Here is a 13783-nt window from a genome sequence, read left to right on the forward strand (position 1 = left end):
CGGTCAGGTCGAGCCGTCCGCTTGCGTCACTCGCGTCCCGCCTACGCCCCCCGTCTCCGCACCAACCCGTATCCCACGGCGCCCGCGATCGCGAGCGCCAGGAACAGGCCCACCCTCGTGTTCGTCGCGTCCTTGCGTCCGGATTCCGGGCCGCCCGCCTCTCCCGCGTTGTTCGGCCCCTTCCCGGACGGCGGCGACGACGGACGCGCCTCCTCCGGCAGCGGGATCCGGTAGACCGGCTGGCCCTTGCCCTCGGAGCCGACCAGGATGGAACGGCCGTCCGGCATGTAGGTCACGGACTCGCCCTGCTTCTGCATCGGCAGGTCGATCGTCTTGAGCGTCCTGCCGGGCCTGCCGTCCGGGCCGACCTCGTAGAAGCGGGCGCCGAAGTACGTCCGGACGACGCAGGTGCGGCCGTCCGGGGAGAACGCGCCGTCGGTCGCGATGGGCGGCGCGTCGCCGACCTTGCGCAGCGTGTTGAAACCGCCGGTGCTGAGCCGGGCCGGGGCCTCGTAGAGCTTGCCGCCGAACAGCTTGCTGGCGATGTAGAGCCGGTTCGTGCGCGGGTTGATCATGACGGTCTCGGCGTTGCGCGGGCCGTCGGCGTACTTGACCCGGAACGCCGTCGCGCGCAGCGTCTGGCTCCGCATCCGCGTGGGTTCCGGGACGCGGTACACCGTCACGTACGGCCAGGCCCCGCCGAGGTTGTCGCCGATGTCCGCGACGAAGATCGCCGGACGTCCGGCGGAGTCCCTGCCGAGCGCCATGCCCTCCCAGTCGCGGGCGCCCGCGCCCGCGACCGTGAACACCGCGCGGACCCGGCCGTCCATGCCGAGCGCGTAGACGCGCGGGATGCCGCCCGAGTCGTTGTGCGTGTACACGATGCCGGGATGCCGCGTGCTGGCCGCGAGCCCGCTGGACTCCAGGATGCGCGGATCGTTGATCGTGAACGCGACCTTCTCGTCGTCGTCGCCCGCCGCCGCGGCGGCGGCCGGGGCGAGGGCGCAGCACGCCGTCCCGACGGCCGTCAGCGCGGCTCCGGCGCGAAGGGCCCACCCGTTGCCCGCCATGCCCCGATCATCCCCGTTCCGCGCCCCGTCGATCATGCCCGCGCCATGGTCACTGGAGCAGCGCACCGACGACCACGGCCAGGACGAGCGCGGTCAGCACGGTGGGGAGCAGCCAGCGGGGCGCGCGGTTCACGGGTCCGAGCTTATTCGGCCGCCCGAGCGACGCGAACCGTCCACCCATGATCTGCATCTCATCGTTCATGTGCGGATTGTTCGGGGTGGTTCGCTCTCCCTTCGCCGACGACCCGGGCCGGGCGTCGGACGTCTTCGTCACGCTGGGCGCGCTCGCCGAGGAGCGCGGCGCCGACGCGGCCGGGCTGGCCCTGCTCGGCGACTGGCCGGGGCTCGGCGGCCCGGACGCGGGCGGGGGCTGCCGTGTCGTGAAGGGCCGGGGCCGCTTCTCGGCGATCTGGCGGCCCGAGTTCCTGCCGGAGCTCGACCGCGCGCCCGTCGCGCTCGGCCACACCCGGTGGGCGACGCAGGGCGCGCCGGTCGAGGCCGACGACGCGAGCCCGATGGTCGTCCCGGGGACGGCCGCGCTGCCGCGTCCCGGACGGCCCTCCGCCGGGGTCGTGGGCACGCACGACGGCGACGCCGACGCCGCCGACCTGCGGGCCCGCCACGCGCTGCCGCCCGCCGCCGGGACGACCGGCGGCGAGCCGATCCTCCAGCTCCTCGCGGGCTGCGCCGGGCCGTCCGACGCGGCGGGCGTTCTCGCCTCGCTGGTCGGACGGGCCGCGCTGGCGTGGGTCGACCGCGACCGTCCGACCGTGGTGCACCTGGCCCGCGCGGCGCTCAGCCCGCTGACCGTCGCCGTCGACACCGACCAGAACCTCTACTGGGCGTCCAACCCGCGCTGGTTCCGCGAGGTCGAGCGGCACACGCGGGTCGAGTTCGCCGCCGCCGTCATGCTGCGCGAGGGCACCTACATGAAGATCGGAACGGAGACCCGTCCCGGCCGCCGCGACCGTCCCGGCGTCCTCGCGACGGAGAGCTTCGTGCCCACCGCCCGCGCCGCCGACCTCGACGACCGCGTCTGGACGGGTTTCACCGCCGCCGACGAGCACCGCGACCGCACCACCCTCCGCCACCGCCTCGCCACCCCGGCCCGCCTGCAGACCGTCGCCTGAGCCCCAGCCACCGGTTACGGGACAGGCACGCGGAGCGAGCTCTGCGAGCGCAGCGGGCATGCCCGGCGCGCCGCGTCCCCGCAGCGGCGGGAGCGCCAGCGACCAGAGCGAGGAGACCCGTGCCGCGCAGCCGGGGGGCTCGGGGGGTCGCCCCCCCGATTAACTAGAGGCGCTCTACGACGTAGTCGATGCAGGTGGTGAGGGACTCCACGTCGTCAGGGGCGATCGCGGGGAACATGCCGATGCGGAGCTGGTTGCGGCCGAGCTTGCGGTAGGGCTCGGTGTCGACGATCCCGTTGGCCCGCAGGACCTTCGCGACGGCGGCGGCGTCCACCTCGTCGGAGAAGTCGATCGTGCCGACGACCTGGGAGCGCTGCGCCGGGTCGACCACGAACGGCGTCGTGTAGGACGTCTTCTCGGCCCAGGTGTAGAGCCGCCCGGACGAGTCGGCCGTGCGGGACGTGGTCCAGTCGAGCCCGCCCTGGCCGTTCATCCACTCGATCTGGTCGGCGAGGAGCAGGAGCGTCGCCACGGCCGGGGTGTTGTAGGTCTGGTCCTTGGCGGAGTTGTCGACCGCGGTCTTGAGGTTGAGGAACTCCGGGATGTACCGGTCGGACATGGCGATCTCGTTGATCCGCTCCAGCGCGGCCGGGGACGCGAGCGCCACCCACAGGCCGCCGTCCGCCGCGAAGCACTTCTGCGGGGCGAAGTAGTAGACGTCGGTCTCGCTGACGTCCACGGGGAGGCCGCCCGCGCCGGACGTGGCGTCCACCAGGACGAGGCCCTCGCGGGCGATCGTCCCGGCCGGGCGCGCGACGTTCAGCGCGACGCCGGTGGACGTCTCGTTGTGGGTGAGGGCGTAGACGTCCACGTCCTCTTCGGCGGACGCCTCGGGGTGAGTCCCGGGCGGGCTGGAGATGACCGTCGGGTCCCCGAGCCAGGGGGCGGACGTGGTGACCTTGGCGAACTTGCTGGAGAACTCGCCGAACGTCAGGTGCTGCGACCGCTGCCGGACGAGCCCGAACGCGGCGGCGTCCCAGAACGCGGTGGTCCCACCGTTGCCGAGCAGGACCTCGTACCCCTCGGGTAGCGAGAACAGCTCGCCGAGGCCCTCGCGGATGCGTCCGACCAGGGACTTCACCGGCTTCTGCCGGTGCGACGTCCCCATGTAGGCCGAGCCCGACTCGGCGAGCGCGGCGAGCTGCTCCGGGCGGACCTTCGACGGCCCGCACCCGAAGCGGCCGTCCGCGGGCTTGAGGTCGGCGGGAATGTCAATGGCTGGATTCGCGCTTTCGGTCACTCACACAAGGCTACTTCACCCCGTGCTTCGCCCTGTGCACGACCCACGCGACCAGGGTCACAAGCGCGGCGGCGCAGATCCCGCCGACCACGGCGGGCGGGTAGATCCAGTCGTCGCCGCGCGCGTGCGCCTGGATCGCGGTCCGCGCGGAGTCGTAGGTCAGGAAGGCCAGGAACAGCGCGACGAGGACGATCGCGACGCGCCCCGACAGGGCGTTGACCTCGCGGCGGCGTGCCTCGCGCTCCGCCTCGAAGCGCTCCGCCTCGTAGCGCTCCGACTCCGCTGGGTCTTCACTCATGTCGCCAATGATGACAAAGTGGCTGGGTTTCCGATGCGATCGTCCCGTATCGGGATGTTTCGCTCCTTTCTGGGACGTACCACGTCCAATGCGGATAAAGCGGGAGGGGTCTCGGGGAGGCGCCAGGAGGATCGACGTCACACAGGGGGCGTCACACAGGGGAAAGCGAGGCGTGCGACATGGCGGGCGACGGCGACCGGGGCCTGAGCGAGGATCGGTTACGCGGGGTGCTCGACCTGTTCGAGCGGCTGCGGGAGCGGCCGCCGTGGCGGTGGCGCGAACGCCTGCGACCGCTGCTCCTGCTGCTCGGCCCGGCGCGGGCCACGTCCCATCTCGCGGAGATGCTCAAGTCCCGCTGCGAGGACGAGCGCGCCCCCGTCTCGCACATCGCCGCCGACACGCCCGCGACCGACGTCTCGGGCGTCCTGCGGGAGGCCAAGCGCGAGCTGTCGCAGCCGAGCAGCCACCGCCGCGCCGAGCCGCCGCTGCGGTTCCCCCTGCTGGAGATGGCGCTGTGGCTGCGCGACCTGCGCGAGATCCGGCTCGCCGGGGACCGTCCGGCGCCGCGCGGCGCGTCCGCGTCGGAGCGGGAGAACCACCTGCTCGTCCGGCGGCTGACGCACCCGCCGGTCGGCGACAACGAGAACGCGCGGCGCCGCGAGCTGAACCGGGTGATCCGCCGCCGCGGCCGGGACGTGCTGCGCGACCTGGAGGAGCGGCGCGGCCGTCCCGCGACGTTCCTGGCGTTCCTGGAGCAGATCGCGCCGATCGGGATCGCCGTCGTCGCGCTGATCAGCGCGGGGACGGCCGCCGCGCTCGACCTCGCGGCGGCGGTGCTCGCCGCCGTCGTCGGGCTGGCGTTCGTGACCGTGCAGATCCTCGCGCGGACGCGCGGCTGGTACGGAGTCCACCAGTTCGCGTGGTTCCTCAAGCAGCCCTACGTCGACCACGACTCGACAGGTTTCCTCGGTTTCGCGCTGGGCGTGTTCGATCCGCGCCCGGTCGAGCCGGACGACCACGGCGCGCAGCTCGACCTGCTCCTCGTCGCCGCCTTCCTGGAGGATCTGCGGCGCAACTACCGGCGCGACTACCGGCGGGCGGCGTGGGCCCGGGTCCGCTACCCGGTGCTGATCTTCGAGTACCTGGCGGCCGGGCATCCGGGCGTGACGTTCGTGGAGCTGGTCGAGCGGGTCCGCGCCGACACGCAGGCCACGGAGGGCCTGCCCGGCTTCGACCCGCTGATCGTCACGGCCGGGGTGGACCCGGACGCGCCCGCCTCCGACGACCCGTCCGCGTCCGCCGGGCCGCGGCTCGTCGACCGGCTCGCGGAGGCCGTCCGGGTGGACGTGTCGTCCGGCGAACCGCAGAGCGTCGTGGCGGCGCGCGTCCTGTGGGACGGCTACACGCACGAGCAGCGGCGGGTCGGCGCGCTCGGCTCGCGTCGCGAGTTGCGCGTCGACATCACCCGCGACCCGGGCGGCGACCTGCCGCCGGTCCGGCCGGTGCGGCGCCGACCGCGGCTCGCGCATCCGGCGCTGCCGTGGATCGCGATGGTCGCGGTCGCGGCGGCGTCCGTCAGCGTCATCTCCGTCCAGGTGGTGCGGTACTGCTCGCCGTTCGGTATCCGGCGGATGGCGAACGGCGAATGCGTCGGCATCACGGACGGATCGTTCCGTTTCGGCGAGAGCTCGGGCGGCCGGAACAACGACAACCGGCTGAACAAGGTCCTGGACGGGATCGAGTCGCAGAACGACCACGTCAAGGAATCCGGAAAGCCGTACGCGACGGTCGTCTACCTCGGGCCGGTGACGGCCGACCCGTCCATCGAGAACCGGCGGATCGACCTCCTCGCCGGGGTTCAGGGCGAGCTGATCGGGCTGGCCGTCGCGCAGAAACGGTTCAACGACGCGGCCGAGGGCGACGACCTCCGGTTGCGGGTGCTGATCGCCAACGCGGGCGCGAAGTTCCGGTACGCCGTGCACGTCGCCGAGCAGATCCGGAAGCGGGCCCTGAAAGACCGCACCGTCGTCGCGGTGCTCGGTTTCGAGCAGAGCAGGCGGCAGACCCAGCAGGCGATCCAGTTGCTGGCGAAGTCGGCGCTGCCGCTGGTCGGGACGGCGAACAGCTACGACGGGACGGCCCTGCTCGACGGCGACGCGGGCTATTCGCCGTACTATTTCCGGCTCGCGTCCCCGAACTCGCGGACGGCGAAGCACGCCGCGTTCTGGGCGCGGAACGGCGACGTCGGCGGCGCGAAAGTGCGGGAGGCGGCGGTCGTCTACAACAACGACCCGGACGACCTCTACAGCCGGAACATGGCGTCCGACTTCCAGAAGGCGTTCCGCCCGGGAACGGCGCGCATGCTGCCGTACCGGAACCCGGGCGAGCTGAACAAACTGGTGCGGGAGGCGTGCCAGAGGCAACCCGAGATGTTCTACTACGCGGGCCGCGCCGACGAGTTCCGCTCGTTCGTCAACGTCCTGGAACTGTCGTGCCCTAAGCGGCCGCTGGTCCTGGCGGACGACGAGATCGCGAAGTACGTCAGCGACAATTCCTACGAGCTCGGCCGCAAGAACACCTTCGACCTGTACTTCACGCCGCTCGCCGCCCGCGAGGCGTGGACGGCGCGCTGGATCGGCGGCCAGTCGCCGCAGACCTTCTACTCCGACTACGACCCCGCCGTCCGCGCCATGACGGACGGGAACGCCGACCAGAGCAGGCAGCCCGCGATCACCCGCGCCGCCGTGTCCTACGACGCGGTGACCCTCGTCGCCAGCGTGGCGGGCCGCGTCTACTGGCAGGAGAAGGCGCTCCCGTCCGCGACGTCGGTGTTCGCCGCGCTGAACGACCCGGACCACGACGTCCTGCGGAACGGGGCGAGCGGCGTCATCCGGTTCGGCTCCCGCACGACCGGCCACCAGGTGCTCGACAAGCCGGTCATGCTCGCGACGCTCAAGCAGGACGGCACCACCGAGGTCGAACAGGTCTGCGGCCGCCTGATCGCGGGACGCCAGGGCCCCGCCCACTGCCCGCCCGGAGGCGAAACGTCCGACACGTGACCCGGTGACGCAGGCCCCGGAGACGAGCAAGGCCCCCGGTCCGGACCGGGGGCCTCAGGCGTTCGGGGGGCGACGCCGGTGTGTCAGCCGGCGTGACGCTTGAGGACCTCCGCCGCGCCCTGGACGTCGTCGATCGACCGCGTCCCGGGGCCGGTGTACCTGGCGCTCGGCCGGACGAGCCGGCCCGTGCGCTTCTGCTCGAGGATGTGCGCCGCCCATCCGGCGGTGCGGCCGCAGGTGAACATGGCGGGCATCATCGCGGTCGGAACCTCGGCGAAGTCGAGGATGACCGCGGCCCAGAACTCGACGTTCGTCTCGATCGGGCGGTCCGGGCGCCGCTCGCGCAGCACCGCGAGCGCGGCGTCCTCCAGGGCCTTCGCGGCCTCGAAGCGCGGCGCGTCGAGGTCCCGCGCGGTGCGCCGCAGCACCCGGGCGCGCGGGTCCTCGGCCCGGTAGACGCGGTGGCCGAAGCCCATCAGCCGGTCGCCGGAGTCGAGGATGTCGGTGACGACCTTGCGGGCGTCCCCGATCTGCTCGACCTTGTCGATCATCGGGAGGACGCGGGCGGGCGCGCCGCCGTGCAGCGGCCCGGACATCGCGCCGATCGCGCCGGAGATGCTGGCGGCGACGTCCGCGCCGGTGGAGGCGATCACCCGGGCGGTGAAGGTGGACGCGTTCATGCCGTGCTCGGCGGCGGAGACCCAGTAAGCGTCGATGGCCCGGACGTGCTTGGGGTCGGGCTCACCGCGCCAGCGGACCATGAACCGCTCGGTGATCGTGCCGGCCGCGTCGATCCGGTGCTGCGGGACCATCGGAACGCCGATGCCGCGCGCCGACTGCGCGACGAAGGACAGCGCCGTGACCGACACGCGGGCGAGGTCGGCGCGGGCCTCCTCGTCGGTGATGTCGAGGAGCGGTCGCATGCCGTAGGCGGGGGCGAGGGTGGGGAGCGCGCTCTGCACGTCCACCCGGACGTCGCCGGAGGTGACCGGCAGGACGTGCGGGTCGGCGGGGGCGAGGCCGGGGTCGAAGCTGTCGTCCACGAGGAGGCCCCAGGCGTCGCCGAAGGAGACGCGGCCGACGAGATCCTCGATGTCCACGCCCCGGTACCGGAGGGCTCCGCCCTCCTTGTCCGGTTCGGCGATCTCGGTCTCGAAGGCCACGACCCCCTCGAGACCAGGTTTGAAGTCGGACATGTCGTCCTGCCTTTCGTCTCCGGCGAGCATCCCTCGTCCGGCCCGTTCGCCGAGCGCGCGCGGGCGGTCCGCGCAGGTTGGGGGCGAGGAATGTTCGGTTTGATAAGGCGGTGCCGTGCCATTGAACCCTGTCTGCTTTACCGTCCAGTACCCAGGGGTCCCGTCAGTTGCACAAGGGCCAGGTGAGAGGCTCGGACGCTGTGGACTCCGCAACGCCCGACCCAGCACGGCTCCGCAGATCCTACGAGGCGGGCGAAATGTCCGAGTCGGCGCTCCCCGCCGATCCGCTCGCGCTCTTCGCCGCCTGGTTCGCAGGCGTGCACGAATCCGGCCTGGCGGAGCCGAACGCGATGATCCTCGCGACCGCCTCCGGAGACGGCGTGCCGAACGCGCGGACCGTCCTGCTCAAGGGGTACGGGCCGCAGGGGTTCCGGTTCTTCACGAACCTGACGTCCCAGAAGGGCGTGGAACTGGCCGAGAACCCGCGCGCGGCGGTCGTCTTCCCCTGGCACGCCCTGCACCGGCAGGTCCGGGCCGGCGGGCCGGTGTTCGAACTGCCCCGGGAGGAGTCGGCCGCCTACTTCCGGACGCGCCCGCACGGCTCGCGGCTCGGCGCGTGGGCGAGCGAGCACCAGTCCGGCGTCATCCCCGGACGGGACGTCCTGGAGCGCCGCTTCGCCGAGCTGGCCGAGCGCTGGCCCGACCCGGCGGAGGGACGGCGGCCGGGCGCGCCGGACGCCGAGTCCGCCGACGCCGTCCCGCTGCCCGACTTCTGGGGCGGGTACCGGCTCGTCCCGGAATGGATTGAGTTCTGGCAGGGGCGTCGCGACCGGCTGCACGACCGCGTCCGGTACCGCCGCGAGGCGGGGCCGCCCGCGCTGGACGGAACCCTGGGGGAGACGGGGAGGTGGGTGATGGAGAGACTGTCTCCGTGAATCCGGAACAGCAGCCAACCCCCACCCACGCTCCTGACAACCTCTCCCCTCCCGATGACGCCGAGCCCGAGCCCGAGCCCGAACATCCGCTGAAACCGCCCGGAGCCGGGCGGGGCGGGATTCTGCGCGGCCTGGCGATCGACACCCGCCCGCTGTCCAGCGGCCCCTACCGGCGGCTCTGGCTGGGGCAGGGCGTGTCGTTCATCGGGTTCCAGGTCACCGCCGTGGCCGTGCCCGTCCAGGTGTACGACATGACCCGGTCGTCGTTCTGGGTGGGCGTGGTCGGGTTCGTGAACCTCGTCCCGCTGATCGTGTTCGGGCTGTGGGGCGGCGCGGTCGCCGACCACATGGACCGGCGCAGGCTCCTGCTCGTCTCGTCCTACGTGATGTGGGCGGGGACGTTCCTGCTGCTCGTCCCGGCCCTGCTGGGCGTGCACAGCCTCGTCCTGATCATGGTCGCGGTGGCGGTCCAGGCGGTCGGGGTGTCGGTGTCGTCGCCGACCCGCAGCGCGATGATCCCCCGGCTGGTCGACGCGCCCCTCGTCCCGGCGGCGAACACGCTGAACTTCACCGTCATGCAGGGCGGCGGCCTCGCCGGGCCGCTGTTCGCCGGCGTGGTCATCTCCCACTGGAGCTACGCCGTCGCGTACGCGCTGGACGCCGTCCTGTTCACGTTCGTGCTGTACGCCGCGCTGCGGCTGCCCCCGATGCCGCCGCTCGGCGAGCTCGCCGGCACGCCGGGGCTGCGGTCGGTGTTCGACGGCCTGCGCTACCTGTCCGCGCAGCCGGTGCTGATGATGTCGTTCGTCGTGGACATCATCGCGATGGCGGTCGCGATGCCGCGCGCCCTGTTCCCCGAGGTCGCCGACACGAAGTTCGGCGGCGAGGGGGCGGTCGGCTACCTGTTCGCGGCGATCGCGATCGGCGCGCTCCTCGGCGGGATGTCGTCCGGCTGGATCGGACGCGTGCGCAAGCAGGGCATCGCGCTCATCGTGTCGATCGTGGTCTGGGGGCTCGCCGTGGCGGCGTCCGGGCTGGCCGGGCAGCTCTGGCTGGCGGTGGCGCTCCTCGCCGTGGGCGGCGCGGCCGACCTGGTGTCCGCCGTGTTCCGCCAGTCGATGCTCCAGACCTACGCGCCGGACGAGATGCGCGGACGCCTCCAGGGCGTGTTCACCGTCGTCGTCGCGGGCGGGCCGCGGCTCGGGGACGTCCGCGCCGGGGCGACCGCGAGCGTCGCCGGGGCCACCGCGTCCTGGGTCGGGGGCGGGCTCGCCTGCGCGGCGCTGGTCGTGGTCGCAGGGTTCGCCGTCCCCGCGCTGCTCCGCTATGACACACGTACCGCCGGAACGGTCCCAGTCGATGGGTGATCGAGGCGCGTGGGAAGTTTTGGCGTTCATCCCGTGTTCCCCCTACCCGGCTTCAGGGGGATATTCGCCGGGCCCGGCGTCGAGAGGTCCGAGCAAGTAGACTCCTGCCCATAAGACTGGAGGGAGCTGTGACCTCACACGGCCTGATCGATACCACGGAGATGTACCTCCGGACGGTTTTCGAGCTCGAAGAGGAGGGGATCATTCCCCTCCGCGCGCGCATCGCCGAGCGGCTCTCCCAAAGCGGCCCGACGGTGAGCCAGACGGTCGCGCGGATGGAGCGCGACGGTCTCCTCCGGGTCGAGGGCGATCGGCATCTCGAACTGACCGAGAGCGGCCGCGGGCTCGCCACCCGCGTGATGCGCAAGCACAGGCTCGCCGAATGCCTGCTGGTCAACGTGATCGGGCTGCCCTGGGAGGACGTCCATATCGAGGCGTGCCGGTGGGAGCACGTGATGTCGGAGGACGTCGAGCGCCGCCTGGTCGCGCTGCTCGACAACCCGACCACCTGCCCGCACGGCAACCCGATCCCGGGCCTGGACGAACTCGGCGGGCACGGCGCCGACGGCGACCCGTCCCCGCTGTCGGTGATGACCGCCGTGGCGTCCTCGGCGGGCGCCGACGCCGTGATCCGCCGCATCAGCGAGCAGGTCCAGAGCGACAGCGACCTGATGCTTAGACTCAAGCAAATAGGGATACAACCGGGACGAGAGGTGACGCTTCGGGCGACCGATGACGGGGTGCAGGTGATCAGTGACGACGAGGCCGACAGTCCAGCGACGGAGCTGCCGCGCGACATCGCCGAACACGTCTTCGTCAGCAGGCGCTGACCCGGTCGGCGTGCGAACGGTGGGCGCGCGGTTCGCCGGGGGACGGGGCCCCCTCTCGACGGTCTATACCGAAGATCTCCGTGGCTTCCCGCCTTTCGGGCGTATCCCGGCGGCCGGTTCGTCGTTCAATACGACGGAGGGGGTACGCGCGGCGTCCGCGCCGCGACGCCCGGTGATCATCGGGCCGGGCGGCGCCGGGTGGCCGGGCGGCGGGCACGCGGTCGGCGGGCTCGGCACTGTTTTCGGGATGGGGAGATGAAGCACTGGGGGGAAGCGCCTGACGAGGCGCGTCTGCCGCCCGAGACCGTCCTCAACCAGATGGAGATGGCGGTCATCGTCTGCGACCGCTTCAGCAACGTCATCTACGGCAACGCCTTCGCGCGCCAGCTGTTCGGCTTCGGCGGGGACGAGGTCATCGGGCACTCCGTGCTGTCCCTCGGCATCGCCGAGGAGGACCACGAGCAGGCCACCGAGCTGGCCAAGCACGTCCTCAAGGGCGGCGTGTGGGAGGGCACCTTCTGCAACCTGCGCGCCGACGGCAGCACCGTGTACACGCGGGCGCACGCCGTCCCGCTGCGGCACCCGTCCGGCGCGGTCGACGGCGTCGTGATCTTCGCCCGCGAGGCGCTCCGCTCCAACCAGCGCGAACAGGACCGCTACGGCCTGATGGAGCGGATCGGGGAGCGGCTCGCCGGGTCCCTCGAACTGGAGAGCACGCTCCGCCGCGTCGCCGACACCCTCGTCCCGCAGTTCGCCGACCACTGCTTCATCGACCTCTACAGCGGCGACCGGCTCTACCGGCGGGTGTCGCGGCACGCCGGGAACTGGGAGCCGCCGCCCGGCACCTGGGCCGAGGTCGGCGACCCGGTCAGCTACCCGCCCGGCCATTTCAGCGAGAAGGCGATGAGCCGCCGCGACGCCGTCCTCGTCGAGGACATGGTGCAGCACCGGTTCTCCGCGCCGTCCGAGGAGTCCCGGCGGCTCGGCGTCGAGATGGGCATCACCTCGGTGATCTCCGCGCCGCTGCTGGTGCGCGGCGAGCTGCTCGGCGTGATGAGCCTCGCGCTGTCCAACCTGTCGAAGCGGCCCGACCCGCACTACGACGGCTTCGACCGCGACCTGCTCGGCGCGATCGCCAGCCGGGTCGCGCTCGCCGTCGACAACGCGCTGCTGTTCGAGGAGGAGCGCGACACCGCGCTCGCGTTCCAGAAGCACCTGCTGCCCGGCGACCGCCCGCCCCGGCTGGACGGCCTGCAGATCGCCTGGCGGTACGAGCCGGCCCGGCCGCTGGAATCGCACGGGCACGGCATCCAGACGCAGGTCGGCGGCGACTGGTACGACGTGATCCCGCTGTCGGCGGGCCGCGTCGGCCTCGTCATCGGCGACGTCGAGGGCCGCGGCGCCCGCGCCGCCGCCGTGATGGGCCAGCTCCGCGCCGCGCTGCGCGCCTTCGCCCAGGACGACAAGCCGCCCGCCGACATACTGCGCAAGCTCGACGAGTGGGTGCGGACGATGACCCGTCCCGAGCGGATGCGGTCCGGGTGGAACAGCGACGACCTCGTCCGCCCGCCGCTCGTGTCCTGCACGTACTTCGTCTACGACGCCTGGTCGCGGGTGCTGGAGTTCGCGAACGCCGGGCACGACCCGCCGCTGCTGATCGTGGACGGCCACGTCGGCGACCTGCCGTTCGAGAGCCAGGGCGGCATGCTCGGCCTGCGCGCACCCGGGCTCGGCGGCGAGATCCTCTTCAACGAGGAGACGACCGAGTTGAAGCCGGGGTCGACGCTCGTCCTCTACACCGACGGGCTGATCGACCGGCGGCCTCGCGACGACGGCGACTACTACACCCGCGAGGAGTCGCGGGAGATGGTCCGCAACGCGGTCTCGGCCGTCGCGCGCGGCGGCGTCGAGGCGATCGCGAACGCCGCCTACGAGGCGGTGCCCGGCGACATCGACGACGACGTCGCGATCGTCGTGATCCGCACCGCCGGGGACGAGCTGGCCGTCGCCGAGCGCACCTTCGACGCCGAGCCGATCATGGTGTCGGAGGCCCGCCGGATGGCCGCCGACACGTTCGCGTCCTGGGGGATGCTGGACGAGCAGTCCGAGCTGGCGTGCCTGCTGGTGTCGGAGGTCGTGACGAACGTCGTCCTGCACGCGACGGCCACGCCGACGCCGCGCCGCGAGCCGGTCGTGCCGGTGCCCGCCGGTCCGCCCGGACGGGGCGGGGAGCCGCTGGGCGCGCCGCCGCCCGTCCAGTTCAACACCGACTTCGGCACGACCGCCCTCGACGCCGACCCGTTCGAGGGCCCGTTCGACGGCGGCGCGTTCGACGAGGACGACTGGAACCTCGGCGCCGACCTCGGCCGCCGCGAACCGCCGACCAAGGAGTTCCGGCTCCGGCTGCGGCGCGGCGCGGACGCCGTCTGGGTCGAGGTGTTCGACTCCGACATGCGCCTGCCGCGCATCCGCAGCGCGGGCGAGACCGACGAGGGCGGGCGCGGCCTCTACCTGGTCGACCAGCTCGCCACCCGGTGGGGCGCCCGGCCGACGCCCGACGGCAAGGCCGTCTGGTTCGAGCTGCCGCTCGCCCCGTAG

At 72.7% G+C, this 13783-nt stretch carries 11 protein-coding genes; 6 read left to right on the top strand and 5 right to left on the bottom strand.

Going from position 1 to position 13783, the window contains the following annotated elements; translation table 11 throughout:
• Window positions 1-41: 41 nt before the first annotated feature.
• The gene (locus tag FXF65_RS20610; RefSeq protein WP_148351635.1) at window positions 42-1070 is read right to left on the bottom strand and encodes a hypothetical protein; all 1029 of its coding nucleotides are present in this window, start codon (window positions 1068-1070) and stop codon (window positions 42-44) included.
• Between the two features lie 49 nt (window positions 1071-1119).
• Window positions 1120-1272 carry a hypothetical protein gene (locus FXF65_RS43845; RefSeq protein ID WP_187412421.1) on the bottom strand — a complete coding sequence of 51 codons (153 nt, stop codon included), beginning with the start codon at window positions 1270-1272 and terminating at the stop codon, window positions 1120-1122.
• Between the two features lie 16 nt (window positions 1273-1288).
• Here FXF65_RS43845 and FXF65_RS20615 point away from each other — a divergent pair, with 16 nt between their 5' ends.
• Complete coding sequence (locus FXF65_RS20615; protein ID WP_187412422.1) at window positions 1289-2200, top strand: class II glutamine amidotransferase domain-containing protein; 912 nt, start codon at window positions 1289-1291, stop codon at window positions 2198-2200.
• Window positions 2201-2363: 163 nt separating this feature from the next.
• On the opposite strand, the gene serC is transcribed toward FXF65_RS20615, so the two are convergent.
• Window positions 2364-3500, bottom strand: coding sequence for a phosphoserine transaminase (gene serC / locus FXF65_RS20620; RefSeq protein ID WP_148351637.1), 1137 nt, complete (start codon window positions 3498-3500; stop codon window positions 2364-2366).
• 10 nt (window positions 3501-3510) lie between these two features.
• Entirely contained in the window at window positions 3511-3798 is a 288-nt protein-coding gene (locus FXF65_RS20625; protein WP_148351638.1) for a hypothetical protein, read from the bottom strand.
• Between the two features lie 179 nt (window positions 3799-3977).
• On the opposite strand from FXF65_RS20625, the gene FXF65_RS20630 reads away from it, so the two are divergent.
• Window positions 3978-6857 carry an ABC transporter substrate-binding protein gene (locus tag FXF65_RS20630; protein WP_148351639.1) on the top strand — a complete coding sequence of 960 codons (2880 nt, stop codon included), beginning with the start codon at window positions 3978-3980 and terminating at the stop codon, window positions 6855-6857.
• 83 nt (window positions 6858-6940) lie between these two features.
• Here the strand turns inward: FXF65_RS20630 and FXF65_RS20635 are convergent, their stop codons facing one another.
• Window positions 6941-8053 (bottom strand): citrate synthase 2, encoded by a 1113-nt coding sequence (locus FXF65_RS20635; protein WP_148351640.1) that lies wholly within the window; start codon window positions 8051-8053, stop codon window positions 6941-6943.
• Window positions 8054-8253: 200 nt separating this feature from the next.
• On the opposite strand from FXF65_RS20635, the gene pdxH reads away from it, so the two are divergent.
• From pdxH to FXF65_RS20655, 4 genes are all read left to right on the top strand, one after another.
• Window positions 8254-8988, top strand: coding sequence for a pyridoxamine 5'-phosphate oxidase (pdxH, locus tag FXF65_RS20640; RefSeq protein WP_148351641.1), 735 nt, complete (start codon window positions 8254-8256; stop codon window positions 8986-8988).
• On the top strand, window positions 8985-10355 hold the full coding sequence (locus tag FXF65_RS20645; RefSeq protein ID WP_246198974.1) for an MFS transporter: 1371 nt from the start codon (window positions 8985-8987) through the stop codon (window positions 10353-10355). The genes pdxH and FXF65_RS20645 overlap by 4 nt, the downstream gene beginning before the upstream one ends.
• A gap of 128 nt (window positions 10356-10483) precedes the next feature.
• Window positions 10484-11185, top strand: coding sequence for an iron-dependent transcriptional repressor DtxR (locus FXF65_RS20650; RefSeq protein ID WP_148351642.1), 702 nt, complete (start codon window positions 10484-10486; stop codon window positions 11183-11185).
• A 255-nt stretch (window positions 11186-11440) separates the two neighbouring features.
• Window positions 11441-13783 carry an ATP-binding SpoIIE family protein phosphatase gene (locus FXF65_RS20655; protein ID WP_148351643.1) on the top strand — a complete coding sequence of 781 codons (2343 nt, stop codon included), beginning with the start codon at window positions 11441-11443 and terminating at the stop codon, window positions 13781-13783.

It is taken from the genome of Actinomadura syzygii, assembly GCF_008085905.1.
In the GTDB taxonomy this organism is placed as follows: domain Bacteria; phylum Actinomycetota; class Actinomycetes; order Streptosporangiales; family Streptosporangiaceae; genus Spirillospora; species Spirillospora syzygii.